This window comes from Citricoccus sp. NPDC055426 (assembly GCF_040677445.1).
In the GTDB taxonomy this organism is placed as follows: domain Bacteria; phylum Actinomycetota; class Actinomycetes; order Actinomycetales; family Micrococcaceae; genus Citricoccus.
Genome location: NZ_JBFARZ010000002.1, coordinates 249,606 through 276,473, shown reverse-complemented (window position 1 = coordinate 276,473; position 26,868 = coordinate 249,606). Strand labels below are relative to the sequence as shown.

20 protein-coding genes are annotated in these 26,868 nt (G+C 68.7%); 3 read left to right on the top strand and 17 right to left on the bottom strand.

The window, feature by feature from the left end:
• Positions 1–1,303: VCBS repeat-containing protein (locus tag AB0K08_RS05095; RefSeq protein WP_363352321.1), on the top strand; the 1,303-nt coding region annotated here is incomplete at its 5' end.
• 409 nt (positions 1,304–1,712) lie between these two features.
• Here the strand turns inward: AB0K08_RS05095 and AB0K08_RS05090 are convergent.
• The 9 genes from AB0K08_RS05090 to AB0K08_RS05050 all read right to left on the bottom strand — a co-directional run bounded on the left by AB0K08_RS05090 (position 1,713) and on the right by AB0K08_RS05050 (position 11,768).
• Positions 1,713–2,666: a glycosyl hydrolase family 18 protein gene (locus tag AB0K08_RS05090; protein ID WP_363352319.1), complete on the bottom strand. Its 954-nt coding sequence runs from the start codon at positions 2,664–2,666 to the stop codon at positions 1,713–1,715.
• A 219-nt stretch (positions 2,667–2,885) separates the two neighbouring features.
• A complete protein-coding gene (locus tag AB0K08_RS05085) occupies positions 2,886–3,254 on the bottom strand; it encodes a hypothetical protein (RefSeq protein ID WP_363352317.1) in 369 nt (122 codons plus the stop codon).
• Between the two features lie 149 nt (positions 3,255–3,403).
• Positions 3,404–5,971: a galactose oxidase early set domain-containing protein gene (locus AB0K08_RS05080; protein ID WP_363352315.1), complete on the bottom strand. Its 2,568-nt coding sequence runs from the start codon at positions 5,969–5,971 to the stop codon at positions 3,404–3,406.
• A gap of 200 nt (positions 5,972–6,171) precedes the next feature.
• Positions 6,172–7,647: a glycosyltransferase family 39 protein gene (locus AB0K08_RS05075; RefSeq protein WP_363352313.1), complete on the bottom strand. Its 1,476-nt coding sequence runs from the start codon at positions 7,645–7,647 to the stop codon at positions 6,172–6,174.
• Positions 7,644–8,477, bottom strand: a complete 834-nt coding sequence (locus tag AB0K08_RS05070; RefSeq protein ID WP_363352311.1) for a polysaccharide deacetylase family protein — start codon at positions 8,475–8,477, stop codon at positions 7,644–7,646. The genes AB0K08_RS05075 and AB0K08_RS05070 overlap by 4 nt, the downstream gene beginning before the upstream one ends.
• Before the next feature lie 176 nt (positions 8,478–8,653).
• The gene (locus tag AB0K08_RS05065) at positions 8,654–9,808 is read right to left on the bottom strand and encodes a glycosyltransferase family 2 protein (RefSeq protein ID WP_363352309.1); all 1,155 of its coding nucleotides are present in this window, start codon (positions 9,806–9,808) and stop codon (positions 8,654–8,656) included.
• Positions 9,799–9,936, bottom strand: coding sequence for a hypothetical protein (locus tag AB0K08_RS05060; RefSeq protein ID WP_363352307.1), 138 nt, complete (start codon positions 9,934–9,936; stop codon positions 9,799–9,801). Before AB0K08_RS05060 ends, AB0K08_RS05065 begins: the two co-directional genes overlap by 10 nt.
• On the bottom strand, positions 9,933–10,352 hold the full coding sequence (locus AB0K08_RS05055) for a GtrA family protein (RefSeq protein WP_363352305.1): 420 nt from the start codon (positions 10,350–10,352) through the stop codon (positions 9,933–9,935). Before AB0K08_RS05055 ends, AB0K08_RS05060 begins: the two co-directional genes overlap by 4 nt.
• 909 nt (positions 10,353–11,261) lie before the next feature.
• Complete coding sequence (locus tag AB0K08_RS05050) at positions 11,262–11,768, bottom strand: DUF2505 domain-containing protein (protein ID WP_363352303.1); 507 nt, start codon at positions 11,766–11,768, stop codon at positions 11,262–11,264.
• Positions 11,769–11,878: 110 nt separating this feature from the next.
• Here AB0K08_RS05050 and mfd point away from each other — a divergent pair, with 110 nt between their 5' ends.
• Positions 11,879–15,556 (top strand): transcription-repair coupling factor, encoded by a 3,678-nt coding sequence (mfd, locus tag AB0K08_RS05045; protein ID WP_363352301.1) that lies wholly within the window; start codon positions 11,879–11,881, stop codon positions 15,554–15,556.
• 3 nt (positions 15,557–15,559) lie between these two features.
• Here mfd and AB0K08_RS05040 read toward each other — a convergent pair whose 3' ends face one another.
• From AB0K08_RS05040 to AB0K08_RS05020, 5 genes are all read right to left on the bottom strand, one after another.
• The gene (locus tag AB0K08_RS05040; RefSeq protein ID WP_363352299.1) at positions 15,560–16,561 is read right to left on the bottom strand and encodes an acyltransferase; all 1,002 of its coding nucleotides are present in this window, start codon (positions 16,559–16,561) and stop codon (positions 15,560–15,562) included.
• A gap of 77 nt (positions 16,562–16,638) precedes the next feature.
• Positions 16,639–16,911 carry a hypothetical protein gene (locus tag AB0K08_RS05035; RefSeq protein ID WP_363352297.1) on the bottom strand — a complete coding sequence of 91 codons (273 nt, stop codon included), beginning with the start codon at positions 16,909–16,911 and terminating at the stop codon, positions 16,639–16,641.
• A 69-nt stretch (positions 16,912–16,980) separates the two neighbouring features.
• On the bottom strand, positions 16,981–17,640 hold the full coding sequence (gene deoC, locus AB0K08_RS05030; protein ID WP_363352295.1) for a deoxyribose-phosphate aldolase: 660 nt from the start codon (positions 17,638–17,640) through the stop codon (positions 16,981–16,983).
• 9 nt (positions 17,641–17,649) lie between these two features.
• Complete coding sequence (locus tag AB0K08_RS05025; RefSeq protein ID WP_363352293.1) at positions 17,650–19,419, bottom strand: phospho-sugar mutase; 1,770 nt, start codon at positions 19,417–19,419, stop codon at positions 17,650–17,652.
• Positions 19,420–19,448: 29 nt separating this feature from the next.
• Positions 19,449–20,273, bottom strand: a complete 825-nt coding sequence (locus AB0K08_RS05020) for a purine-nucleoside phosphorylase (RefSeq protein WP_363352574.1) — start codon at positions 20,271–20,273, stop codon at positions 19,449–19,451.
• A 130-nt stretch (positions 20,274–20,403) separates the two neighbouring features.
• Between AB0K08_RS05020 and AB0K08_RS05015 the strand changes: the two genes are divergently transcribed.
• Positions 20,404–21,816 (top strand): NAD(P)H-quinone dehydrogenase, encoded by a 1,413-nt coding sequence (locus tag AB0K08_RS05015; protein ID WP_363352291.1) that lies wholly within the window; start codon positions 20,404–20,406, stop codon positions 21,814–21,816.
• A gap of 147 nt (positions 21,817–21,963) precedes the next feature.
• Here the strand turns inward: AB0K08_RS05015 and AB0K08_RS05010 are convergent, their stop codons facing one another.
• The 3 genes from AB0K08_RS05010 to AB0K08_RS05000 form a co-directional block, all read right to left on the bottom strand.
• Positions 21,964–23,394 (bottom strand): MFS transporter, encoded by a 1,431-nt coding sequence (locus AB0K08_RS05010; protein ID WP_363352289.1) that lies wholly within the window; start codon positions 23,392–23,394, stop codon positions 21,964–21,966.
• A gap of 132 nt (positions 23,395–23,526) precedes the next feature.
• Complete coding sequence (locus tag AB0K08_RS05005) at positions 23,527–24,774, bottom strand: alpha-hydroxy acid oxidase (protein WP_363352573.1); 1,248 nt, start codon at positions 24,772–24,774, stop codon at positions 23,527–23,529.
• A 122-nt stretch (positions 24,775–24,896) separates the two neighbouring features.
• Positions 24,897–26,729 (bottom strand): biotin carboxylase N-terminal domain-containing protein, encoded by a 1,833-nt coding sequence (locus AB0K08_RS05000; RefSeq protein ID WP_363352287.1) that lies wholly within the window; start codon positions 26,727–26,729, stop codon positions 24,897–24,899.
• Positions 26,730–26,868: the final 139 nt, after the last annotated feature.

The following is a 26,868-nucleotide window of genomic DNA, read 5'->3' as shown; positions in this document are numbered from 1 at the left end:
TACGGCTGTGGGTGATGCCGGGGACAACGAGTGGTGGGACCACGCGAACTGGGCTGAGGCCCGGGTTGAGTGTGGTGATGATCCCTCGGATCCGGATCCCACTGATCCGGACCCCACTGATCCGGATCCCACTGATCCGGATCCCACTGATCCGGACCCCACTGATCCGGACCCCACTGATCCGGACCCCACTGATCCGGACCCCACGGACCCGGGCACTGAGGATCCGATCTGGGACATGGAGACGCTCGAGCCGGTGGCCACGGGTGCGAACACCCACTCGGTCACCACAGCCGATCTGGACGGTGACGGCTCAGCGGATCTAGTTGCTGCGGTCCCAGGTCTCGACGGCATCAGTGTGGCCCGCGGCAACGGTGACGGGACCTTCCAGCCCCCCACCCTGCTGCCGTCCGGTCCCGGGACGTTCCCCAAGTTCGCCGCGGTCGCCGACCTCGATGGGAACGGGACATTGGACATTGTCAGTGCCAACCAGGACTCCACGGGCGGTGACGATATCTCGGTATTCTCGGGGAACGGCGACGGCTCGTTTGCGGAAGGGGTTACTTATGAGGCTTGCCTGCGGCCTCACGAGGTAGAGATCGCGGACTTCGACGATGACGAGATCCTTGATGTGGCGGTGGCCTGTTGGGGCGGGGACGATCTCGCAGTCCTGTCCGGCGACGGTGCTGGGGGTCTCGGAGACGCCGTCTTCCACCCGGCTGGGAACGCCGGACACTCGTTGGTGTCCGCGGATTTCAACGGCGACGGTGGAAGGGACTTGGCGGTCGCCGCCTACGGCTCCAACCGCGTGACGGTTCTGTTGAACGACGGGGTCGGGGGATTTGCCGATCCGGTGGAGTACTGGTCGGGTCTCGGGCCGCACAACCTCCAGCTGACGGACCTGAACGGGGACGGCATCCCCGATCTGCTGGTGACGGCTGAACTCGACGACGCTGTGGGAGTCCTTCAAGGACGCTCGGATGGGACGTTCGCCGAAACTGTCTTCCACGAGGTCGGGTCTAGACCGAAGGCAGCCACCGTCGCGGACCTGAATGGGGACGGGATCCTCGACATCGTCACAGCTAACACCCACGGAAACTATCCGAACGGATCGGCCGAAACGTCGCTAACGGTGCTCCTTGGACATGGCGAAGGAGGATACGGAGCCCCGCTGAGTGTTCCGGTTGGTCTGACACCATTTGCTGTGCATGCGGTCGACCTCGACGACGACGGAATCGTGGAATTGCTGACGGCCAACTGGCATTCGGGTGATGTGGCGGTTCTTCGGAATGCGGCCGGATGAGGGAGTCAATCAGGCCAGGCCGGTCGATGGTGAGGCGGGGCCTGGCCTTGATGGTTGATTACAGAGGTCGTGACACCTAAGGAATGGACGCGCCAATCGGCTTCAGGCGGCAGTCCAAATATGGCGGAGAGATCGTCCTTGATGTCGAGCGACGGCCGGTATCCCAACGCGGGGTGGCGTTGGGCAAGCAACGTGACCCCGGTGTACCGCGTCAAGCGCGCTGCGGTTTCGGTCCTTGAAGGCGTTTGTAGGGTCGCTGACGATCCTATGGCCGCGGACTTGGGCGTAGAACACGGTAGATGGCGGCCTCGGCTTTGAGGACCCAGAAGTGCAGGGCTTCTTCGCTGATGCTGGGGCCAGCCCCCACGCACCGACTCCGGTTTGAGGATTCAGATGAGTGCGTTGGCCCTTACTTGTCGGTCATGCCGTGATTCTCGGCTATGTCGCCGCTCGTGGCCTCTGACTCTTCCGTGTTGTCTCGTTTCAGGGTGGACGCGAAAACCGGGATGATGGGTGGCACCGTCAGTGGCGGCATGGTGGCCGGTAGGGTCAATTTCATCATCAGGGGGCCAACGTAATTGGCAAACGGCCAGCCCATCCTCTCGTCGGTCGATATGTTCCAGTTGAACGCGCCCCGAAGTTGGGGGTGACGGCCGGCCAAGGTCTTCCATGCTCCCTCGACGGTGGCATGGGTGGAGTAGTTTGTCGCGTTCGCCAGGCCGACGCCTACGCCGACGCGGCTAGAGTCACCCATGATGGCCACCCACTCGTTCACGGACTCCACGATGTGTTTCTCATCGGCCAGTCCGGGGCCGTCATAATACTGCGGGCTGACCATGTCCAGGACGCCAGCGTCGATCATCGCCTTGCAGTGCCTGACGTCGGCGGGACGCCACGGAGCGGGCGGACTGGTGATAGCGAAGTCTTGGCCGTAGGTGGTCTTGAGCTGCTGGGAGATCCAGATCATCTGGTCGGTGTCGGGTTGCTGCTCACCTTCATAATTGTTCCAATCGAGACCGTCGAATCCGCCGAGTTCGCCGTAGATGCGCTTGATGCTGTCCAAGAACGTCTGAGCGCGGAGTCGAGTGGACAGGTCGACGTGCTGCCGCGAGCCGCCGACGGTGAGGATCGCTGTCCGATTCCTGCGAAACTGGGCGAGGTCCGCTGTGAAATGGGTAGCCGCTCCGCGTCCATCGCCGACAGCGCTCCATTGGACGGCTCCGGTGCTTCCGGGTGCGCCGCCGACGGGAGTGGCGTGGAAGAGGAACACCGTGTTGTATTGCGGTGGAATCTCGGTCAGCCTGAGAGGTGAACCCCAGGACGTCCAGTATCCGGCGACCACCCGCTGCGGAAGCGAAACCATGATCTTGCTCCTGACTTCCGAGATCCTTCGGTCGTAGGGGTAGCCAGCCGGGACGGGCTGGGGGCGAAGATCTCCATGACGCCGCGGCCCCTGACTCTCCCGGACTTCAGGGTGCGGCACCGTTCCGAGGGCTCCCGCCGTCCACGCCGCGCCACACAGAAAGAAGCGTCGGGTAATCATGAGCCGGCCCCTGCCGCCCTTCCTGGTGTGTTTCGGATATCAAACGTCATCGCCCTTCCCGCAGGCGATTCCGTCTCCGTTGGAATCAAGCCCGAGAGGGTCCCCGACCGTCTCAATGCCCCGGGGGATGAGGTCCCGGACATCGTTGCAGTTGTAGAACGCGGCCATCTCCATGCCGCTCATCCCCGCGTGGCCAGCATGCTCCTCGGCGAGCCGAGGTGGGACGGGTGGCAGGCAGACTCCGCCGGAGCCGTATCCCGGTACACATCCACCCGCCATGGCGGTGTCGGAGACATCATCGGGATCTAGCCCCTTGCCCTTGTCTGAGGTCATCTTGATGCCTTCGGCCTGTTCCGGTTCAGGATCGTTGACGTCCTCGGCCTCGGGTGCGACTGCAGCGATCGGCACGTTGGCCTTGTCGACTTCGGAATCCGGCCGCGAGTCTGGTGCCTCCACGGGAATGTGCTCCGGCGTCGACCCCGCCGTCGCCGTGGGACCGGAACACCCAGTCAGTAGGAGCAGGAAGCCTGCTGCGGCGAGTGCGGCACGTTGGGTCCTCATTGCACATTCACCATCTCCGCGACCGAGGGGACACCGTCTGCATCCAGGACCGTGAGCATGTACGGTCCGGGAGGCAGGAGTGCGGGATTTGACGGGACACTGGCATGGCGGGTGGCACCAGAACCGCTGATCGGCAGGTCCACCAGACGCGCGTTCGTGTCAGTCTGGTGGGTGGCGGAACCCACAGCCGTGAGCGATGCGCTCACGACGTTCCCGGTCACGTCCAGGTCGAACGAGTCACCGTAGCCGGCCTCCCGCGGGGCCTTCGTGATAGTTGGGCGGTCACCCTTGAAGAGGTATCCCGGTTCGAAGATCGAGACCTTCATCTCGAAGGAACCATCGGCCGGATTTGATCCGAATACCGCGACCCGACCGTCCATCAGGACCAGGGAGGACGAATGGTAGTTGCGGCCGATTGGGTCCGCCGCCACCGTCTTCCACTCATTGGTCGCGGGATTGTAGTTCGCCGCCCTGAGCACGTTGCCCGCACGCGGTCCGGTGCTGCCGTTGGAGGCAAGCACAGTCCGGTCGGGAAGCGTCGAGAGGTTGACGTACATCCGGCCTTCCGGCCCGGGCAGGTTCGGTCCGGGCACCCAGGTGGGGATGTCCGAGTTGAGGTTGATGAGGTCGACGCTGTTCGTTGCCCCGCCTCGGTCGGTCGAGCCGCCACCGGCGATCATGAACGTTTGGTTCTGGGCAGGCGGCAGCAGCACCGAGCTGGCCTGGTCGCGCAACTGCCGGTCACGCAGGCCACTGATGTCGCCGCTGGTCCCGTTGCGCCAGTCATGGATGACCGAACCCGTCGACGACGGCGAAGATCCGAACGTATAACCGCCGGTGAAGAACAGGTTGCCGTTGGCCATGAGGAAGAAGTGTGGGTAGGTACCCCAGTACCTGTTGGTCTGGGTGGTCGCCGATGCCGGCAGCCACTCTTCGGCCGTCGAATCGAACATCTCGACGGCGGTCGAGACCTTGGCCTCACCGTCGCGATTATCGTAGCCGCCGACCGACCAGATGTTGCCGGACTCCAGCTTCGTCAGGGTCGGGTACCAGTGCCCTTCGATGGTGTCGTTCACCGCCGTGTAGGTGTCATCGGCGGGGTCGAAAATGTAGGACTTTTTGGAACCCACGTAACCGACGGCGCCATTGTGCCCGGCGTAACCCTCCGTGCCACCGCTGATCAGCACCCGGCCGTCCGGCAAGGTGACATGGCCGGCACAGAACATGTCATAGGGGACGGGGATCTCCTTGTAGGTCCCGTTCGTCGGGTTCCAGACCGCGCTCTTGAAGGTGCCCGCGTCGAAGTCACCGGTGTCATTGCCGGAACCGGCCAGCAGCAGCACCCGGCCATCGCGCAGCAACGTCGAGTGGATGGCCCGGGATGGCAGCGGATTGTCCTGAACCGACCAGCGGCCCGTGGCCGTCAAACCGGTTTCCGGCGGATCGGTGGGTGTCGGTGTAGGCGTCGGCGTGGGCGACGGGGCGGGGGTCGTCCCGCCCGGCAGGGTCACATGTGCGCCGACCGGGGCGTTGGCTTCCAACCACCGCTCGGATTCGCCGTGACCGGACAGGACGTAGCCTCCGTTGGGGATGGCCATGCCCTCCCGACGCTTGCTCAACGAGGTGATCGTTCCGTCGCGGCTGACCGCAACCTCCGTGCCCCACATGTTGGCCGGACTCTTGGTGCCGGTGTAGCGGACCAGGAAGTCTGCGGCGCGGGGGATGTTCGTCCCGTTCAGGGCCCGGCTTGCCGAGCCGATCTGCAATTCACTCGAGGCAGGGGGTTCCGTGGGGGTTGATGTCGGGGTTGGGGTCGGGGTGGGTGTCGGAGAGGTTGAGCTCCCTCCCAGCTGGACCTGCCCGCCGACCTCGGCGTGAGTGGTCAGCCACGCACCGGATTCATCGTGACCGGACAGGACGTAACCGCCGCTGGGGATGGCCACGCCCTCCTCGTAACGCGAGATGCTGGTGATCTTGCCGTCCCTGCCGACTGCGACCTCGATTCCGTAGGGATTCGCCGGACTCTTCGTGCCGGTATACCTGATGAGCTGGCCGGTGCTGCGGTAGACGTTGGTCCCATCGAGCTTGCGGGTGGCCGTGCCGATGCGGACGTGGCCGTCCGGGACCGGTGTCGGCGTAGCGGTGGGGGTGGCGGTCGGCGTGGGCGTTGGTGTAGGAGTCGGAGTGGTGCCGCCGAAATCCATGGTGACGTCTGCCGCATCGCTACGTCCGGGAGGGCCTCCCCAAGTCCGTACCCACTCCTCATCCAGGACATGGGCCTCGATCTTGTATCCGGGGGAGTCTGGCAGCGTGTAGGTCCGCGTGCCGAGAAGCTCGTATGCTCCGTCACGGGTGGTCATCCGCTGGGAGACCGTCCACTCGCCACGCCACGTTCCATTGCTAGTACTGCCGCTGGCCGGGGCGGGGGCCTCGTCGAGAAGGATCTTGCCCTCGCCGTTCTCCGGCACCTGCCGGGTGAAGTCGGGGTGATACAACCACCATTCCACCTTGACGATCGAGCCCCTTGAGGCCTGCGTGACACGGGCGGTGGCCTCGAGTTCCACGTCTCCGCTGAGCTCCGACCCGTCTGCGGGGGCGGGCATGGTGACAGAGACGCACTGCGTGCCCCAGACACAGGGGGCCGCCACCGCGGAACCCATCCCGCCGATGCTCACCGTGCCGAGCACGATCGCCATGGCGAGGAGCCTTCTGGACCTTTTCTTCTGCTTCACTCGGCCTCATTCCTTGATGGTTCGGTGGTGGTTCAACGTCGGGAGAAGATGAGCCAGAGGTCGTCCGGGTTGTTGGAGGACACCGGGAACGGTTCGAACGCCAGGGAGTATGACGGGCTCTTCTCCAGCTCCTCCAGGAACACCGCCTGAAGATCGTCCTGCTCGGCATTGCCGACGCTGGATGTGCGGAGGATCACCGACTGGTATCGCTCGTTCTCCACGGCCCCCCGGATAGCTTCCTCGCCCCCGTAATACAGTTCAAAGGTGGTCTCCCACGAGATGTCAGGGACCGCACGGGTGTGGTAGCTGATCGAGTCCGTGGCCGAGCTGATGTACAGGCCCGGCTGCGGGTCGGAATCAATCGCCTCAACCACGCCGGCCACGTTTGGCCAGCGGTACATGGAGTCCGCGCGGACGAGGGGGAACAGGGCCATGATCATGACTGTGAGGACCACGGGCGTGACCATTAGCGGATAGCGGGAGACGCGCGCCAGGCTCCAGCCGATGGGCAGGGAGAGCATCAGCACGGAATAGGCGAGGTGCTTCTCGAAGGAGACAGCCTCTCCCAGGATTATCTGGCCGATAGGCAGCATCGCTGAGGCTAGCACCAGGCCGAGGCCCAAGACGGACAGTCGCCACCCGCGCTCGCGGAACATCAGGAACAGCGCGAGGGCCGCGAGGAGGATGAGCAGTCCCAGGTGATCGGTGAGTAGTCCCAGTAGTTCTCCCGTTCCTATGGGAGACAGGGCTTGACGGTCGGTGGTGGTGAATGCGATGTCGCGGCCAATGTCCGCGCCCCAGATCATCCACACGGTGGTCAGAGAGACCGCGACGGCCCCCGTCGCGATGATGGATCGGAACAATCCCCTCGTGCCGTAAACCAGGACTGCGGCCAGGACAACGGGCACGAAGGCCCCAGCGGTGTACTTGGTCAGCACCGCCAGTGTGAGCACGGCCGCCAACAGGACCGCGGAGGGGATTCCCGTGCGGGTCAACCCCAGCCAGAGCCCCAGGGCGAGCATCGCGACCACGACGGCGTCGAACGTTCCGAGCCAGCCCATGTAGACCACCGGGCCGGAAAGCAAGAAGGTGGCTGCGGTGAGCAGGCCGGCCCGTTCACCCCAGAGGTGCCGCGCCGTACCGTACATCAGGAAGCCCGCACCCAGGATGCAAGCGAGACTGAAGAGCCTGACCAGGTAGAGCCCGCCTAGGGTGTCCAGCAGCGCAGCCAGGACCGGGTAGAGCGTCGGCAGCCCGGAGAAGAAAGCCCCGGCGTTGCCCAGTGGCTGACCGTCGAACCAATGGGCGAGGTACGCATGACCTGCATTGATGTACAGCGCCTCGTCAATAAAGGCCGTGTTGCGCAGGCGGATCGCCAGAATCGCCACGTAGACCACGACGATCCCCAGGAGGACCCATTGCATCTTGAACCGGAGGCGCTTTTTCGGGGTCCGAGCTGCACTGGGGACCGTCGTGGTCTCGTGGCGGGTCAGGGTCATGGTGCTCATGGTGTGGCTTCCTGCTCGGTGGCACGCGCTCGATGGGTGATGCCCATGTTGGAGGGAAGTTCTTCGTCGACCGTGGTGATCTGGCCGAAGCACATTCCCTGGTCGTAGTAGTTCCCGATGATCTGGGGCAGTGCCTCTACCGTCAGAGGCTTGCCGTCATGCATGAGGAGCACACCGCCGTCGGTCATGCCCTGGGACTGTTCGATCACCTGTTCGGCGGAGGTGGCCTCGTAGTCCTTGGAGTCGACAGTCCACAGGACTTCCGTCATGCCCCGGTTCTCGGCGCCCTCCCGGATCTGCTCGTCGGTCCCTCCGTAAGGTGGACGGAACAGCGTGTGGGAGCGATCCAGCAGGTCGCGGTGGACCACGGTCGCGGAGTCGATGTCATCCAAGGCCTCGTCCAATGGGATGTTCAGGAGTTCGGGGTGCGTCATCGTGTGGTTGCCCACCTGGTGGCCTTCGCTGATTTGCCGTTCGACGAGTTCCGGCATCTTCTTCTCCTGGAGGCCGAGGTTGAAGAAGGCCGCCGGAACGCTGTAGTGGCCGAGGATGTCCAGCAGGTCCTTCGTGGTCTGAGTGGGTCCGTCGTCGAACGTCAGGGCGACGTATCCGCTGCAGGTCGCCGGGGGAGTCAGCTCGGGGAGGTGATCAACATCCACGGCCTGGACCGGGCCTTCCGTTCGGGGGATCGGCGTGGGGTGCACCGTGGTGGAACTGCTGCATCCGGCCAGGGCCAGGGCGGCCAGCAGGGCCAGAGAAATAGGGGTGAAGTGATTTCGCATGGTGACTCTCTCCGGGGAGGTGGCGGCCTGGATAGCCAAGGCCGCCACGATCCTCAGAACTCCTCCTTGGGCCTCAGCCGTGTCAAGACGATGCCTGCCATGATGAATGCGACACCGGAGACGATGATCCAGAACACATCCAGGCCAGTCGCTGCGAGTGCGGTTGCTGCGACGCCTGAAGCCGCGACATTCTCAGTTGCTCCGTACATTTCTCTTCCCTCCCCTCAGGTGATCCAGACGCGCGCATTTCGGCGCACGGCATCGAACAGAGCCCGCCAGTAGACGACGAACATCGCGTTGTCGTAGATCCACAGCGGGACAAAGAGGATGGCAGTCCGCAATGAAGGTTTGTCCTTTAGGCGGACCGCCACGACGATGTTCTCCGCCATGAAGATGGGCAGGAGGAACCAGTAGAGGGGGTTCGGCGCGACATCCCACAAGAGCCAGCTGAGGACCAGCGCCAGAAGGGCCATGGGGAAGAGCAACGAGGAGAAGAAGGTGAAGGCCACACCTCCCCACGTGAGACGCGTGATCTTGTTCCACCCGTACAGCCAAAGTGATTCCATGGCGCCTCGGTACCAGCGCAGACGCTGGACCTCGAGCATCTGAATGGTCGGCATGATGTCTGTGACCACCGGGCAACGGCTTGTGCTGGTGCAATCCATGCCCAGATGCCTGATGGCCAAGGTCAATTCGTAGTCCTCGGTGAGTGAATCCTCCATGTAGACGGTGCCGGCCGTACCGGGCAGGGATTTCCCGCGCGCAGAGGCGATGGCACGGAAAGCATGCACCGGGAATACAGCCGCGGCGCCGGACAGGACATGGACCTTGCCACCCTGCCGCCCCATGAGGCGGGTTCCGCGGGCGTACTCGATGGCCTGAGCCCTCTCGATGAAGTTCGTCGGAGTGCGGGCCACGATGCAACCGGAGACGCCGCCCAGGTTCGGTTTGACGTCGAAAGCCCACAAGGCATTCTTAATGAAGTCGGTGCTGAGCTCTCCGTCCGCGTCCTGCGCGAGGATGTAGTCCTCATCCTCGAGCAGTGGCATGACCAACGCGAGGCCCTGATTGAGAGCTCCCGCTTTCTTGGCCTTGTTGCCGATGGTCTCCACCACCTGGGCGCCAGCCTCACGGGCCAGCTGGACCGTGTTGTCCGTGCAATTGTCCGCCATGACGATGATCAGTGCCGGCTGGATGGACTGAGCGAACTGACTGCGGACGGTCTTGACGATCCCCTCTTCCTCATTGTGCGCCGGGATGAGGGAGATGATCCGGGGCCCCGGTCGGTTCAGACCGGAGAGGTCCAGGCCGGCCGCCTCGGCAGTCGTTGTGGCCGGAGTGGTGTCCTGGTCGGCGGGTGCTTTCACTGTCAGTTGCACGACGATCCTTCGTATGACTCTTCGGTGCAGTGGTCGCAGCCGAACTTCTGCACCACTTGCCTGGCATGGGGTTCTTCTGGAAGAGCCGAGGTCTGGTTCACGGCAATAACTTCAGAGACGGTGGTCATGCGGTGTGCTCCTCAGTCAGGGAGGCCGCCTGGGGCAGGCCGGTCTCCGGACGATTTCGGTAGATGACACTGGAAGTGAACGCGAAGCGGAGAATGAAGGCAGCCGCTAGCGTGGCGGCCTGGGCTGCGATGCTGTGAATCTGCAGGTGGGTAACCAGGACCATCAGCACTGGGATCCTCACGAGGGTCTCGATGTTGTTGAATCCGAAGCTCGCCAGCAACCGGTGCATAAACGGGCGGCCCCCGAGCCGGTCGTGGAAAACGAACCGCTCATGGAGGAGGAAATTGCTCATAATGGTGAGCTCGGTGGCCACTATGGACGCCGCAAGGTAGTGGGCGTCGACACCCAGCAGGGCTGCCATGATCAACAGGTTCAGCACGGCACCGAGTGCGCCGACTGACGCGAACGTCATCATCCTTCGCACCGAGGGATGATGGAGGAAGCGGGTATCGAAGTCTCGACCTGATCCTGCTGATCCCCGAACCGAGACGGGCTGCGGTCTCGATGGGGCGACGGCGGTAGGGCTCAATGGCGGACTCCTCGATGACGGTGATTCCAGCACCCCTGGTGCTATCCGAGGTGGTATTGCTCGCGGCGGTTTCGACCCGTTGACCGGCTCTGAGGCCTGCGTGATCCACCTCTGCCTGGGGGCGGTTTTTGGGTGAGCCGCATGCAGTGGGGCCACCTTCGGTGTTCCTCTGCAGCCCAGGAGAGTGACGGGACTCTTTGGGCTCGCGACATCGAGTCAAACTCTAGGAACCGGCCCCATCCCGGGCACGCGTGGTCACCACCCGTATCGCTTCCTGAAGACACGCGCTTGTCTGCAGGACTACTCAAACGAGATTCGGAGGGCGCGCTGAGTATGCGATTGCCCACTTGGGCTACGGTCGTCGCCCAAGTGGGCCGTCGTGGAGCTCAACCGACCAGGCATTCCTGGTGAAATTTGCGCGGTGAATGGCCCGAAGAGGACGTGGGCAGGCGTCAGGAAGAGCTGCAGATGCAGGTGGAGACGCCGGTGCAGGTGGGCAACGAGTACATCTCGGAGGGTCCGAGCCAGCGGGAACAGAAGAGGGGCGCCCGCAGCTTTGTGGTGTTGTGCCGACCCGCCGCGAGCGACCCGGCGCGCGAGACTCCGAGAAGTCTTGCGATGCGGTGGGCGGGGGCTCCTGAGGCGGGGCTGGTCGTTTTCAACGACGGGGGACGACGCCGTCGCGATGCCCGGGGCCGTGCCCCAGGATATTGCACGAGGGATGTCCCTCACCAGATCGGATCAGTCGGCCCCCCGGTTCGGTCGATCAGTCCGCCGGTCCGGGGGCAGACGGCTCTACTTTCCCAACCAGGCCGCAACCTCGCGGGCCTGACGACCCAGCACCTTGCCGACCCTCGGCTCGGCGGCCTGGGCGATCTTGGAGCCCACCAAGGGGATCCTGCATTCCACGGCACCGGTGACGCGCACCTCGGCGCCGTCGTCCGTGGGCAGCAGCAGCTGCTCGGCGGTCGCGTTGGTCTTGGCGGCGGCCACGGTGACCACCAGCTGTCCGGTGCGGGAGCCGTCCTCGCCCGGGGCGGACCAGGTCTCGTGCTGCTCCAGGCTCAGCTTGTCCCCGAGGAACTTGCCGGCGAACTTCTGCACCGCCTCCGGCAGCCGGTTCACGGGCACGGAGCGCACCATGGTGACGGACACGGGCCCGGTCAGCTCGCCCTGGCGCTCGAACGCGACCAGCGTGCCGCCGAGTCCCTCGGTGACCTTGCGGTTGAAGGCCTCGTCCACGAGGGCCGCGAACACGTCGGCCGGCGGGTGGGCGACGGTGGTGGATTCCTTGAACGCCATGGTGGGGTTCTCCTTCAAAGCTGCGTCTGTGGTTCGACCGGTCGGGTGTGGCCTCCGCCCGCGGCGGACACCACGCGAAGAGCCTATAACGGGCAACTATGCTGGGGTGAATGACGAGTCCCCACCCGCTGGCCGGAATGTTCGGCGCCCTGCTCCAGGACCAGGCCGTCGCGGCCGCCACCACCTCGGTCGCCCGCACCGGTGCGGACCGCACAGAGGACCTGGAGATCTCCCTGCCCGACGGCGGCCGGGCACCCCTGGTGGCTCTGCTCGCCGGCGCCGGTGAAGACGCTGGTCTCTCCCGCCCGGCCACCCTGCTGGTCGTCACCGCGACCTCCCGGGAGTCCGAGGACCTCGCCGCCGACCTGGCCGCCTGGATGGACCCCGGGACCGTGGCCCACTTCCCGTCCTGGGAGACCCTGCCGCACGAGCGCCTCTCGCCCCGCTCGGACACGGTCGGCACCCGGCTGGCGGTCCTGCGCCGGCTCACCCACCCGGGTGAGGACGGGCTGCCGCCGCTGGCGGTGGTGACCGCGCCGGTCCGCTCCGTGCTGCAGCCGTTGGTCGCCGGGCTCGGGGACCTGGAGCCGGTGCGGATCTCCGTGGGGGAGGACCATGACTTCGACGCCGTGGTCCAGTCCCTGTCCGAGGCCGCCTACTCGCGCGTGGACATGGTCTCCCGCCGGGGCGAGTACGCCGTGCGCGGCGGGCTGCTGGACGTCTTCCCGCCCACCGAGTCCCACCCGCTGCGCATCGAGTTCTTCGGGGACGAGGTGGAGCAGATGCGCTACTTCTCCGTGGCGGACCAGCGGTCCCTGGAGGACACCTCGCAGGACGGCTCCGGCCACCCGGGCACCCTGTACGCCCCGCCGTGCCGCGAACTGCTGCTCACCGACTCCGTGCGCCGCCGCGCCAAGGAGCTGATGCCCACGTTGCCCGGCGCCGTGGACATGCTGGAGCGGATCGGCGAGGGCATCGCCGTGGAGGGCATGGAGTCCCTCGCCCCCATCCTGGCCGACGGCATGGTCCCGCTCGTGGACCTGCTGCCCGCGGGCTCGTTGACCGTGCTGGTGGAGCCGGAGAAGATCCGCCACCGCGCAGACGACCTGCTGAACACCAACGAGGAGTTCCTGCAGGCCGCCTGGGCCACCGCCTCCATGGGTGGGGCCGCCCCCGTGGACGTCTCCACGGCCCTGGGCACGGACGCGTCCGGACAGTCGGATGCCGGCGGCTTCGCCACCCTCGCCGAGACCCGCACCGCGGCCCAGCGCCGATTCCAGGGCTGGTGGCAGCTGACCAGCCTCGGCACGGACGTCGAACTGCTGCCGGAGGCCAGCGCCCTGCGCACGGCGCTGGCCGAGCCCCAGGGCTTCGCCGGGGACGTGGACGCCATGACCGCCCACGTGGTCAGCCGGTGCCGTGACGGCTGGCAGGCCGTCGTCGCCACCGACGGCGCCGGGCCGGCCCGGCGGCTGGCCGAGCTGTTCGGCGAGGCCGGACTGCCCGCCGTCGTGGTGGACGCCGTGGGCGCCGAACCGCAGCCCGGGCAGGTGACCATCACGACCGCCGTCGCCGGTTCCGGTTTCACCGTGCCCGCCGCGAAGGTGGCGCTGCTGACCGAGCAGGACCTCTTCGGCCGCAACCGGGCCTCCGGGGCGCGCGGCGCCACCAAGACGCTCGCCCGCAAGCGGCGCAACGCCGTGGACCCGCTGGCCCTGACCGAGGGGGACCACGTGGTCCACACCCAGCACGGCATCGCGCGGTTCGTGGAGCTGCAGCGCCGCAAGGTCGCCGCCGGCTCCGTCGCGGGCGGCACTGGCGGCCCGGCCACGGACTCCTACCGCGAATACCTGGTGCTGGAGTATGCCCCGTCCAAGCGCGGCGCCCCGGGGGACCGGCTCTTCGTGCCCACGGACCAGCTGGACCAGATCTCCCGCTACGTGGGCGGGGAGGCGCCGAGCCTGTCCAAGATGGGCGGCTCGGACTGGGCCTCCACCAAGTCCAAGGCGAAGAAGGCGACGAAACAGATCGCCGGCGAGCTGATCCGCCTCTACTCGGCGCGGATGGCCTCCCGCGGGCACACCTTCCCCCCGGACACCCCGTGGCAGCGCGAGCTGGAGGAGTCCTTCCCGTTCATCGAGACCCCGGACCAGCTGACCACCATCAACGAGGTGAAGCAGGACATGGAGGCGGCCGTGCCCATGGACCGGCTGATCTCCGGGGACGTCGGCTTCGGCAAGACCGAGGTGGCCGTGCGGGCGGCGTTCAAGGCCGTGCAGGACGGCAAGCAGGTGGCCGTGCTGGTCCCCACCACGCTGCTGGCCCGCCAGCACACCGAGACCTTCACCGAACGGTTCGCGGGCTTCCCCGTCCGGGTCAAGCCGCTCTCCCGGTTCCAGAAGCCCAAGGAGTCCAAGGACACGCTGGACGGGATGGCGGACGGCTCCGTGGACGTGGTGATCGGCACGCACCGGCTGCTGTCCAAGGAGATCCAGTTCAAGGACCTCGGGCTCGTGATCGTGGACGAGGAGCAGCGCTTCGGCGTGGAGCACAAGGAGGCGCTGAAGACCATGCGCACCAACGTGGACGTGCTCTCGATGTCCGCCACCCCGATCCCGCGCACCCTGGAGATGTCCCTGACCGGCATCCGGGAGACCTCCACCCTGGCCACCGCGCCGGAGGAGCGCCACCCGGTGCTGACCTACGTGGGCCCCAAGACCAACCAGCAGGTCATCGCCGCGGTGCGCCGCGAGCTGATGCGTGAGGGCCAGGTGTTCTTCGTGCACAACCGGGTCTCCTCGATCGACAAGGTGGCGGCCGAGATCCGCGAGCTCGTGCCGGAGGCCCGCGTGGTGGTGGCCCACGGCAAGATGGGCGAGGCCCGGCTCGAGCAGGTCATGGTGGACTTCTGGGAGCGGAAGTTCGATGTGCTGGTCTCCACCACCATCATCGAGACCGGCCTGGACATCGCCAACGCGAACACCCTGATCATCGACCGCGCCGACGCCTACGGGCTGAGCCAGCTGCACCAGTTGCGCGGGCGCGTGGGCCGAGGCCGGGACCGGGCGTACGCCTACTTCCTGTACGACCCGGAGAAGTCGTTGAACGAGACCGCCCTGGAACGACTCAAGGCCGTGGCCGCGCACAACGAGCTCGGCTCGGGGATGCAGCTGGCCATGAAGGACCTGGAGATCCGCGGCGCCGGCAACCTGCTCGGCGGCGAGCAGTCCGGGCACATCGCCGGAGTGGGCTTCGACCTGTACCTGCGCATGGTCGGCGAGGCCGTGGCGGACTTCAAGGGCGATCAGGACGCGGCCCCGGCCGAAGTCAAGGTGGAGCTGCCCGTGAACGCCCACCTGCCGCACGACTACGTGCCGGGGGAGCGGCTGCGCCTGGAGGCTTACCGGAACCTGGCCCAGGCCAATGACGACGCCTCCGTGGACGCCGTGGTGGAGGAGCTCAAGGACCGCTACGGCGAGCTGCCGGAGCCGGCCGAGAACCTCGTAGCCGTGGCCCGCTTCCGCAACGCGGCCCGCGCCGCCGGGGTGACCGAGGTGATGCTGATGGGCCCGAACGTGAAGTTCGGCCCCGCGGAGTTGCCCGAGTCCCGGGAGATGCGCCTCAAGCGGATGTACAAGGGGGCCTCCGTGAAGCCGGCGCTGAAGGCCGCCATGATCCCGCGGCCCAAGACGGCGCCGGTGGGCGGCAAGGACCTGGTGGACCTGCCGCTGCTGGACTGGGCCGCCCAGGTGCTCAGGGCGATCTTCCTGCCGGACCCGCCCGCCTGACGGTCAGGACGAGGCGGGGCGCTCGTCCCGGCGGGCCTGATGGCGGCCACGCCAGCGGACCCACCACTGGGGTGCCGGCACCCCGGACAACCAGGGGGACAGCGGCGTGGCGTTCAGGGCCAGGCCCACGGCCCAGCTGATGAGCACGGTGAGGAGGAACTTGGCGCCGTCCGCCAGGATCCCGAGGTCCACCAGGGTCTGCAGCAGCCAGCCGTGGAACAGCACCACCACGGTGCCGGTCCGCACCAGGGCGTTGACCGGGCGGGCGGCGCCCCGCACCAGCCGGTCCACCACGGTGCCGAAGATCAGCACGAACCCGGCGGCGGTCAGCGCCCCGACCACCGGGGTGAGCAGGAAGTCGCCGAAGCCGGAGAACTTGATGTTCAGCGGCTCCACGCCGAGCGCCACCGCCAGCAGTCCCACGGCCACGCAGACGGCTCCGATCAGGGCCCGGTTCCGCCGGATGCGGGGTTGGATCGAGTACTTGAACAGCTCGCCGGCCAGCACGAAGAACAGGCACGGCAGGGCCAGGCCGATGCCCAGCGGGGTGCGGCCGAGCAGGCTGTCCGGCAGCATGGACAGGACCAGGCCGAGCACGGCCACGCCCCAGGCCACGCCCACCGGGAAGCGCTCGAGGATCCGCCGCAGGACGGTCACGAAGAACAGGACGGAGATGAACCAGAACGCCCACCAGGGCGGGGTCTGGTCCGAACCGCCGTACCAGCCGTTGGCCATCAGCGGCCAGAACTCCCCGGGGGTGTCCCGGGTCCAGGCCCAGGCGGCCACGCTCATGATGACGGCCCAGATCAGGTAGGGCACCGCCAGGGTCCGCCAGCGCGCCTGGAACTCGTGGCCCACCGACCGGCCCCGGGTCCAGAAGTAGCCGGTGAGGAAGAAGAACAGCGGCATCCGCCAGATCTCCAGGTACTCGCCGCCCAGCAGCCGGGGGCCCCAGGAGTGGCCGGCCACCACGGCCACGATGGAGACGATACGCAGAACGTCCACGCCGGTGTTCCGGCGTGGACGTGTTCTGGGCGGCGGTGCCGCGGGGGTGTTGACGTGGGGGATGGGCCCCTCCGGGATCAGTGGCCCGCGCGGCGGACGTCGGTGGCCTCAGCGTGGATGACCTCGTGGTCCACCGAGTCGCTGCGGCCGAGCAGCTCCTGGGGGATGAGGTAGGTCAGCACGGCCAGGACCATGGCGATGCCACCCGGGATCCAGACGGCGTCCAGGTCCCACCAGCCCATGGCGTACAGGCATCCCACGAAGAGCGCGAAGCACACCGCGGTCATCAGCAGGTTGCCCCAGAAGCGTCCCTGGCCCGAGTGGTTCGTCGGCTTGCCGTTAACAATCACTGTGTCTCCTTGTGCGGTGGCACCGGCCGGTGCGGCGGCGGCTGCCCGTGGTGCTGGTGGTGCGGGTAACTAGCTGGTCTTCAGGATAGCAAGGGCGGAGCTGGCCCCGATCCTCGTGGCGCCGGCCTCGATCATGGCGAGGGCGTCCTCGCGGCTGCGGATCCCGCCGGAGGCCTTGACCCCCACCTCGGGGCCGACCACGCGGCGCATCAGGGCCACGTCCTCAACGGTGGCGCCGCCGGTGGAGAAGCCGGTGGAGGTCTTCACGAAGTCGGCGCCGGCGGCCACGGCGGCGCTGCACGCCAGCTCCTTGGCGGTCTCGTCCAGCAGGCAGGTCTCGATGATGACCTTGAGGGTCGCCCCGCCCTCATGGGCCGCCTGCGCCACGGCGCGGATGTCCTGTACCAGCCCATCGTGGTCCCCGGCCAGGGCGGCGGCGATGTTGATGACCATGTCCACCTCGTGGGCGCCGTGCGCCACGGCGTCCCGCGTCTCACCGACCTTCGCCGCCGTGGTGGTGGCGCCGAGGGGGAAGCCGATGACGGTGCACGTCAGCACGCCGGAGCCGGCCAGGGCCTCGGACACGGTGGGCACCCACACCGGGTTGACGCAGACGCTCTTCACCTGCGCCTCGGCGGCCTCGGCGCACACGGCGAGGATGTCCTGGCGGGAGGCCTGCGGCTTGAGCAGGGTGTGGTCGATGTACTTCGCGAGCTCGGCGGTGTCCATGGCTCCAGCCTACTGGGCCGACTGCTGACCCAGGGCCGCGCCGATGGACCCGGAGAGCGCGGCCAGCGCGGCGGCCGCCTCGGCCCGGACCGCCGGCAGCTCGGCGGCGGCGGACACCGGACGGACCACCTCCAGGTAGCACTTGAGCTTCGGCTCGGTCCCGGAGGGCCGCACGATCACCCGGGAGTCGTCGGCGGTGGTGTACATCAGCGCATCGGTGCCCGGCAGGTCCCGGTAGCCGCCCGTCAGATCCACGGTCTCGACCACGCCCTGTCCCGCCAGGGTCTGCGGCGGTTCCCGGCGCAGCCGGGTCATCATCGACTCCAGCAGGGACAGGTCCGCCACGCGCACGGAGAGCTGGCCCGTCACCGTCACCCCGAACCGCAGGGCGACCTCGTCGAGGGCGTCCAGCAGGGTCCGGCCCTGGTCGGCCAGCTCCGCGGCCAGCTCGGCCGCCACCAGGGCCGCCGTCATCCCGTCCTTGTCCCGCACCGTCTCCGGTGCGGTGCAGTAGCCCAGGGCCTCCTCGTAGCCGAAGCCCAGCCCCGGCACCCGGGCGATCCACTTGAACCCGGTCAGCGTGGTCTCATGCGGCACATCCGCCTCGGCCGCCACCCGGGAGAGCAGGCGGGAGGACACCACGGAGTTCGCCATCACGGACCCCGCCGGCCGCAACCGGCCCAGCATCTGGCGCCCCAGCAGCACGCCGACCTCGTCCCCGGTGAGCATGCGCCAGCCGCCCTCGGCGCCCCCTGCGGAGGGCACCGGGACCGCCAGGGCCAGCCGGTCGGCGTCGGGATCGTTGGCGATCACCAGGTCCGCGCCCCGGGCGCGGGCCGCCGCGAGGGCGAGGTCCATGGCGCCGGGCTCCTCCGGGTTGGGGAACGCGACGGTGGGGAAGGCGGGGTCCGGCTCGCCCTGCTCCGGGACCACGTACGGCCGGTCGAAGCCGGCGTCCTCGAAGAGGTCCGGCAACACCGTGCCGCCGACCCCGTGCAGCGGCGTGTAGACCACGTCCAGCCGCCGGTGGGCGGTCTTCTCGGGGTTCAACACCCGGCAGGCCGCCAGCCGGTAGGCCGCCGCGATGCCCCGCTCCGCCACGGTCCAGCCGCCCTCCGCGAGCGGGATCGAGTCCAGGGGCGCCGCGTGGTCGATGCACTCGGCGATCTCGCGGTCGCTCGGCGTGGTGATCTGAGCCCCGCGGCCGGCCTCGTCCGTCATCCGGCCGCCCAGGTACACCTTGTAGCCGTTGTCCGTGGGCGGGTTGTGGCTGGCCGTGACCATGACGCCGGCGTCGGCGTCCGTGTGCCGCACCGCGAACGCCAGCACCGGGGTGGGCAGCGCGGAGGGCAGCAGGATCGTCTCCAGCCGGGCGGCCGTGAAGACGGCCGCCGAGTCCTGGGCGAAGCTCGCCGAGCCGCGGCGGGCGTCATATCCCACCACGACACGCGGGCGGCGGCTCGCGCTGTCCAGGCGTCCGAGCAGGTAGGCGGCCAGCCCGGCCGCGGTGCGGCGCACCACGGCGCGGTTCATCCGCGCCGGGCCGGGGCCCTCCTCGGCGCGCAGTCCGGCCGTGCCGAAGGCCAGGGGGCCGGCGAAGCGGGAGGCCAGCGACGCGGCGGCCGCGCCGTCCCCGGCCTGCGCCGCGGCGATCTCGGCCTGAAGGACCGCGCGGTGGCCGTCGTCGGGATCCTGGCGGGCCCATTCCACGGCGGCGGCCACCAGCGCGGGGTCGAGGGCGGGGCCGGGGGCGGGCTGCGGGGCGGGGGAGTCGTTCATGTGCGGTGAGTCCTTCGGGTGCGGCGCGGTCAGAGGCGGTCGATGATGCCGGCCAACAGGGCGGAGATGCGGGGGCCGGCATCGCGACCGGCCTGGACCACCTCGTCATGGCTGAGCGGCTGGCCGCTGAATCCGGCGGCGGCGTTGGTCACCAGGGACATGCCGAAGACCTCGAGGCCGGCGTGCCGGGCGGCGATCGCGTCCAGGGCGGTGGACATGCCCACCAGGTCCCCGCCGATGGCCTTGGCGTAGCGGACCTCGGCCGGGGTCTCGTACTGGGGGCCGGGGAACTGCACGTAGACGCCCTCGGGCAGGGACGCGTCCACCTCGCGGGCGATCGCCCGGATGCGCGGGGAGTAAAGGTCCGTCAGGTCCACGAACTCGGCACCGACCAGCGGGGTGGCGCCGGTGAGGTTGAGGTGGTCGGCCACCAGGACCGGGGTGCCCGGCCCCCACTCGGGCACCAGGGAGCCACAGCCGTTGGTCAGCACCACGATCTCGGCCCCCGCGGCGGCCGCCGTGCGCACGGTGTGGGCCACGGCGCCGGCGTCGCGGTGCTCGTAGTAGTGCGTCCGCGAGCCGAAGACGAGCGCCTGGCCGCCGGGGCCGCCGTCGGCCGTGTCCTTCAGCCGCACCGAGCGCACCGTCGGGTTGTGTCCGGGAACCGATGGGGCGGCGAAGCCGGGCAGCTCGGCGGTGGACACCGTGTGGGTGGTCTCGCCGATCAGCTCGGCGGCTCCGCCCCAGCCGGAGCCCAGCACCACGGCGATGCGGTGCCGGGCCACGCCCGTGGCCTCGGCCAGCGCCGCGGCGGCCTGACGGGCCTCGGCGAAGCCGGGATGGCCGCCGGTCAGGGGCGGGTCCTGCGGGGACGGGGTGGCGGAGGAGTCAGTCGTGTCAGTCACGTCCCTCAGCTTAGAGGGGTCGGGAACGCTGGCGCACGGTGGCCGCGGCGCCTCCGGCCCGCAGGGGCCCCGTGCCAGAATGGGTGGCGTGACTTCCACCCCCCTGCACTCGCGTCCCCGTCCCTCCCTCACCATCATCGGCGGCGGCCCCGGCGGCTATGAGGCGGCCATGGTGGCCGCGAAGCTCGGAGCCCAGGTGACCATCGTCGAGTCCAAGGGCATGGGCGGTTCCGCCGTGCTGACGGACGTGGTCCCGTCCAAGACCCTCATCGCCACCGCCGACTCCATGCGGCGGGCCGGGCGGGCCGCCGGGCTGGGCGTGGACCTGGGGGACCGCGCCGCCGTCGCGGACATGCCGGTGGTCAACCGCAGGCTGCTGGACCTGGCCTCGGAGCAGTCCCGGGACATCCGCCGCGCCCTGGAGCGGGCGGGGGTCCGCGTGGTCATCGGCCACGGCCGGCTGGCCGGGCCCACCACCGTGGAGGCCGTCACCGAGGACGGCACCGAGACCATCGAGTCCGAGAACATCCTCCTCGCCACCGGTGCCAGCCCCCGCGAGCTGCCCACCGCCATGCCGGACGGGGAGCGGATCTTCAACTGGACGCAGGTCTACTCGCTGACCGAGGTCCCCGAACACCTGATCGTGGTGGGCTCCGGGGTGACGGGTGCGGAGTTCGCCTCCGCCTACAACCAGCTCGGCGCCAAGGTCTCCCTCGTGTCCTCGCGGGACCGGGTGCTGCCGGGTGGGGACCCGGACGCCGCCGCGGTGCTGGAGGACGCCTTCGCCGAGGACGGCGTGAACCTGGTGTCCAAGACCCGCGCCGAGTCCGTGGAACGGACGGAGAACGGCGTGCGCGTCCAGCTCTCCGGGGGCCGGGTCCTCGAGGGCAGCCACTGCCTGCTGGCCGTCGGCGGCATCCCGAACACCGCCGACCTGGGCCTGGAGGCGGCCGGGGTGAAGCTGACCGACTCCGGCCACATCGCGGTGGACGGGGTCTCCCGCACCTCCGCGCCGGGCATCTACGCCGCGGGCGACTGCACCGGCGTCTTCGCCCTGGCCTCCGTGGCCGCCATGCAGGGGCGCGTCGCCGTGGCCCACCTGATGGGGGACGCGGTCAAGCCGTTCCAGCCGCACCTCGTGTCCTCCAACATCTTCACCTCGCCCGAGATCGCCACGGTGGGCGTGACGGAGGCCCAGGTGGCCTCCGGCAAGTACCAGGCGGACATCCTCAAGCTGGACCTGGCCACCAACGCCCGGGCCAAGATGCAGAACGTCACGCACGGCTTCGTGAAGATCTTCGCCCGCAAGGGCTCCGGCACCGTGATCGGCGGCGTGGTGGTGGCCCCGCGCGCCTCCGAGCTGATCTACCCGATCGCCCTGGCCGTCAGCCACAAGCTGCACGTGGACGACCTGGCCAGCACCTACACGGTGTACCCCTCGATCTCCGGCTCGATCTCCGAGGCGGCCCGCCGCCTCCACGTGTACCTGTAGACCCTGCCCCCTGGCCCCCCTCGTTTTGAGGGCGATCCCACCGGTGGGATCGCCCTCACAACGCAGGGGAACGACGCCGGCCCGGCACCTTCCGCAGGATTCCTTGCGGGAGGTGCCGGGCCGGCGTCGGGCGTGGGGTGTGCGGGCTCAGGCGTCCAGGCCGCGCACCGTGTCCAGGGACTTGGTCTTCGTCTCCGGCGCGATGATCAGGGAGATCAGGGTGAGCACGGAGGCGAAGGACAGGTAGTAGCCCACGTGGGCCACCGAGAAGTTCAGCACCAGCCACTGCGCCACGAAGGGGGTCAGGGCCGCGCCGAGGATCGAGGACACGTTGTAGGCGATGCCCGAGCCGGTGTAGCGCGTGTTGGTGGGGAACAGCTCCGGCAGCACGGCGGACATGGGGCCGAAGGTCAGGCCCATCAGGGTCATGCCGACGATCAGGAACAGCATCATCTGCGCGGTGTTCAGTCCCTCGCCCTGGCCGATCGAGTCGGCGGAGAGCCACCAGCCGAAGGTCAGGCCGAAGAGCACCAGCAGGGCCGAGATGACGATCAGGGTGGGCTTGCGGCCGAACCGGTCCGCCAACAGGCCGGAGACGGGCACGAAGGCGGCGAAGAACAGGATGCCGATCAGCTGCAGCACCAGGAAGTCGGCGTAGGGCACGCCCAGGCCGCTGGCCTCGGAGGAGCTGATGGAGTAGGAGAGGATCCACGTGGTCATCAGGTAGAAGAGCACATAGGTGGCCAGCATGATGAAGGTCCCCAGGATGAGCTCGCGCCAGTTCTTGCGGAAGACCTCGCCCAGGGGAGCCTTGACGCGCTCGTCGTTGTCCACGGCGCGCTGGAAGACGGGGGTCTCCTGCAGCTTCAGGCGGACGTAGAGGCCCACGGCCACCATGACGATGGACAGCAGGAAGGGCAGGCGCCAGACCCAGGTGAGGAAGGGCCCGTCCATCTCCGGGTTGGTGGAGTCGTGGTTGAAGGCCACGGTCAGGATGAGGAACAGGCCGTTGGCCAGCAGGAAGCCGATGGGGGCGCCGAGCTGGGGCCACATGGCCGCCCAGGCGCGCTTGCCCTCCTTGGCGGTCTCGGTGGCCAGCAGGGCCGCGCCGGACCACTCGCCGCCCAGGCCCAGGCCCTGGCAGAAGCGCATGATCGTCAGCAGGGCGGGAGCCCACAGGCCGATCTGGAAGTAGGTCGGCAGCAGGCCGATGATGAACGTGGCGATGCCCATCGTCAGCAGGGAGCCGATCAGGGTGGCCTTGCGGCCGATCCGGTCCCCGAAGTGGCCGAAGACGATCGAGCCGATCGGGCGGGCCACGAAGGCCGCGCCGAAGGTGGCCATCGAGGCCAGCAGGGCGGCGCCCTCGTCACCGGCCGCGAAGAAGATCAGCGGGAAGACCGAGACCGCCGCGGTGGCGTAGACGTAGAAGTCGTAGAACTCGATCGTGGTTCCCATCAGGGAGGCGAGCACCACGCGGGAGCGGGGGACACCCAGCTCGGCGGTGCCGTCGTCCTTCCCGGTGGCGTCGGCCTGTGGGCCCGGCAACGGGCCCCCGGAAGACAGGTCTGTGGACATGGGTGCTCCTCGGCAAGGATCATGGTGACTGTTGCCGCTGACGGGTTCGGCGGCCCATCCAGCGTAGTGGTGACGTCCACTAGGCAAGAATGATGTCCATATAGTGGACGGGTCTCGACAGTGGGTCGAGGCTCAGGGTGAGATCCGGGCGCCGCGCGTTGCGTCGCGCGGGTCTCGGCCGGTCCTTCGCTCCGACCTCGCCTCGTCCAGCCACGACGCCCTGACCTGGCCGGAGGCCTTGAGATCGGCGACCGTGGCGCAGCCCATCAGCATCATCGCCGACTCGACTTCCCGCGCCAGCAGCTCGATGGCACGGGCCACGCCCTGCTCGCCGCCGGCCATGAGTCCGTACAGGTAGGCGCGGCCGATCAGCACGAAATCCGCCCCGAGGGCCAGTGCGGAGACGATGTCCGCCCCGGACATGATGCCGGAGTCCAGGATGACCTCGACGCCGGCCCCGGCCTCCGCGCGCACCTCGCCGAGGGCGCGGAGGGAGACGGGGGCGCGGTCCAGCTGGCGGCCACCGTGGTTGGACACCACGAGGCCGTCCGCCCCTGCGTCCAGGGCGCGGCGGGTGTCCTCGGCGGTGAGGACGCCCTTGACGAAGAGCCGTCCGGGCCAGACGGAGCGGATCCACTCGAGATCCGCGATGGACAGGCTGGGGTCGAACATGCCGTTGATGATGGTCGGCAGGTCGGCGGCCGTGTCGCTCAGGGAGGCGAAGGTCAACGGGTCCGTGGTCAGGAAGTTGAACCACCACTCGGGGCGGTACGAGGCGTCCAGCACGGTGCGCAGGCTCAGCTGCGGCGGGATGGTCATGCCGTTGCGCACATCCCGCAGCCGCTGTCCCGCCACGGGGGTGTCCACCGTGACGAGCAGGGTGTCGAAGCCGGCGGCCTCGGCCCGGCGCAGCAGGTCCAGGGACCGGTCCCGGTCCTTCCACAGGTACAGCTGGAACCAGCGGCGCCCCGCCCCGGAGACCCCGGCGACCTCCTCGAGGGAGCGGGTGCCCATGGTGGAGAGGCTGAACGGGATCCCGGCTGCCGCGGCCGCCGAGGCACCGCCGTCCTCGCCCTCCGCCTGCATGAAGCGCGTGAACCCGGTGGGTGCGATCCCGAACGGCAGCGCCGACGGGCCGCCGGCGATCGTGGTGGACAGGTCTGCCGCCGGCGTGGAGTGGAGGATCCTCGGCAGCAGCTCGGTGGCTTCGAAGGCCTCCCGCGTGCGGCGGACCGTCAGTTCCGATCCCGCGGCGCCGTCCACGTAGTCGAACGCCGCCCGGGGGGTCCGCCGCTGGGCGATCCGGCGTAGGTCCCAGAGGTCGGCGGCCGAGGCCAGTCGCGCCGCGCGCCGGTCAAGCGTGGGCGGACGGAGGCGCATCAGGGGAAGCAGCTCGGAGGGCCGGGGCAGGCGGCGGATGAGTCTCGGCACGGGTTCTCCTCCGGTGCGGTGGTGCGGTGGTGCGGCGCGGGGGAGAGGTGGGCTCTGCCCCGAGAAGGTGGTCAGTCGGCGATGACCGCGACCGCGGCACCCGCCGTCACGGTGGCTCCGGTCTCCGCCAGCAGCTCGGTCACGGTCCCGGAGCGGTGGGCGGTCAGCGGCTGCTCCATCTTCATGGCCTCCAGCACCACGATCAGATCCCCCTCGGCCACGGCGTCCCCGACCTCCACGGCGACCTTGACGATGGTGCCCTGCATCGGCGAGGTGAGGGTCTCCCCGCTCGCCCCGGTGGCGGTGGCCCCGCGGGAACCGGCCGAGCCGCGCGACTTGCGCCTGCGGCCGCCGGACTTGGCCCCAGTGGCCACGGTGGAGATGGCGCCCAGGATGGCGGGCAGGGTCACCTCCACGCGCTTGCCGTTGACCTCCACGGTCACGGAGCGGCGGTCGCCGAGCTCGTCCTCCGCGGCTCCCGCCGAGTCAGGCGTGCCCGTGAACGGGGCGATCGTGTTCTCGAACCCGGTCTCGATCCAGCGGGTGTGCACCGTGAACGGACTGCCGTCCGCCGGCGCGAAGGCCGGATCGGCCACCACCACCCGGTGGAACGGCAGCACGGTGGGCATGCCGGCCACCTGCATCTCGGCCAGGGCGCGCCGGGAACGTTCCAGGGCCTGCTGACGCGTGGCGCCGGTGACGATCAGCTTGGCGACCATGGAGTCAAAGGCGCCGGTGATGGTCTCGCCCTCCTCCACACCCACGTCCACCCGGACGCCCGGGCCCGAGGGCAGGCGGAAGCGGGTCAGGGTGCCGGGGGAGGGCATGAAGTTCTTCCCGGGGTCCTCGCCGTTGATGCGGAACTCGAAGCTGTGGCCGCGGACCTCCGGGTCCTCGTAGCCCAGTTCCTCGCCCCGGGCGATCCGGAACTGCTCGCGGACCAGGTCCAGGCCTGTGACCTCCTCGGAGACGGGGTGCTCCACCTGCAGGCGGGTGTTGACCTCCAGGAAGGAGATCGTGCCGTCCGCGCCCACCAGGAACTCACACGTCCCGGCGCCCACATAGCCGGCCTGGCGCAGGATGGCCTTGGAGGACTCATAGAGCCGCTGCTGCTGCTCGGCCGTGAGGAAGGGGGCCGGGGCCTCCTCCACGAGCTTCTGGTTGCGCCGTTGCAGGGAGCAGTCCCGGGTGGAGACCACCACCACGGTCCCGGACGCATCCGCCAGGCACTGGGTCTCCACGTGCCGCGGGGCGTCCAGGAAGCGCTCCACGAAGCACTCGCCCCGGCCGAAGGCCGCCGTGGCCTCACGCACCGCGGACTCGTACAGCTCCGGGATCTCCTCGCGGGTCCGGACCACCTTGATGCCGCGGCCGCCGCCGCCGTGCGCGGCCTTGATGGCCAGGGGCAGGCCGTGAGTGTCCGCGAAGGCCAGGACCTCGTCCGCGGAGGCCACCGGATCGGCGGTCCCCGGGACCAGGGGTGCGCCCACCTGCTGGGCCAGGTGCCGGGCGGAGACCTTGTCCCCGAGCTGCTCGATCGCCGCGGGCGGCGGGCCGATCCAGACCAGTCCGGCGGCCTGGACGGCGCGGGCGAAGTCGGCATTCTCGGACAGGAAGCCGTAACCGGGATGCACGGCGTCCGCCCCGGAGGTCTGCGCGGCCGCCAGGATCTTGTCCACCATGAGGTAGGAGTCCGCGGCGGAGGCCCCGCCCAGGGCGATGGCGTCATCGGCCATGCGCACGTGCAGCGACTCGCGGTCCGGCTCGGCGTAGACGGCCACGGCGCTGAGCCCCTCGTCATGGGCCGCGCGGATGACGCGGACGGCAATCTCCCCGCGGTTGGCCACGAGTACCCGAGAGAACGGTCGGGGTGCGGTCGCGGCGTTCGGCGTCGGCAGGGACATCAGGCTGGGGCTCCTTCACAAGCTTCGGTGCAGTCGGTCTGCGGTGGGGAGACGCCTGACCGCGAGGCGGCCGGGGACGATCCCACTCGCCGAGCCTAGACGGGACCGTGGGTTTCCTACAGGATCCGGGGCCTTTTCC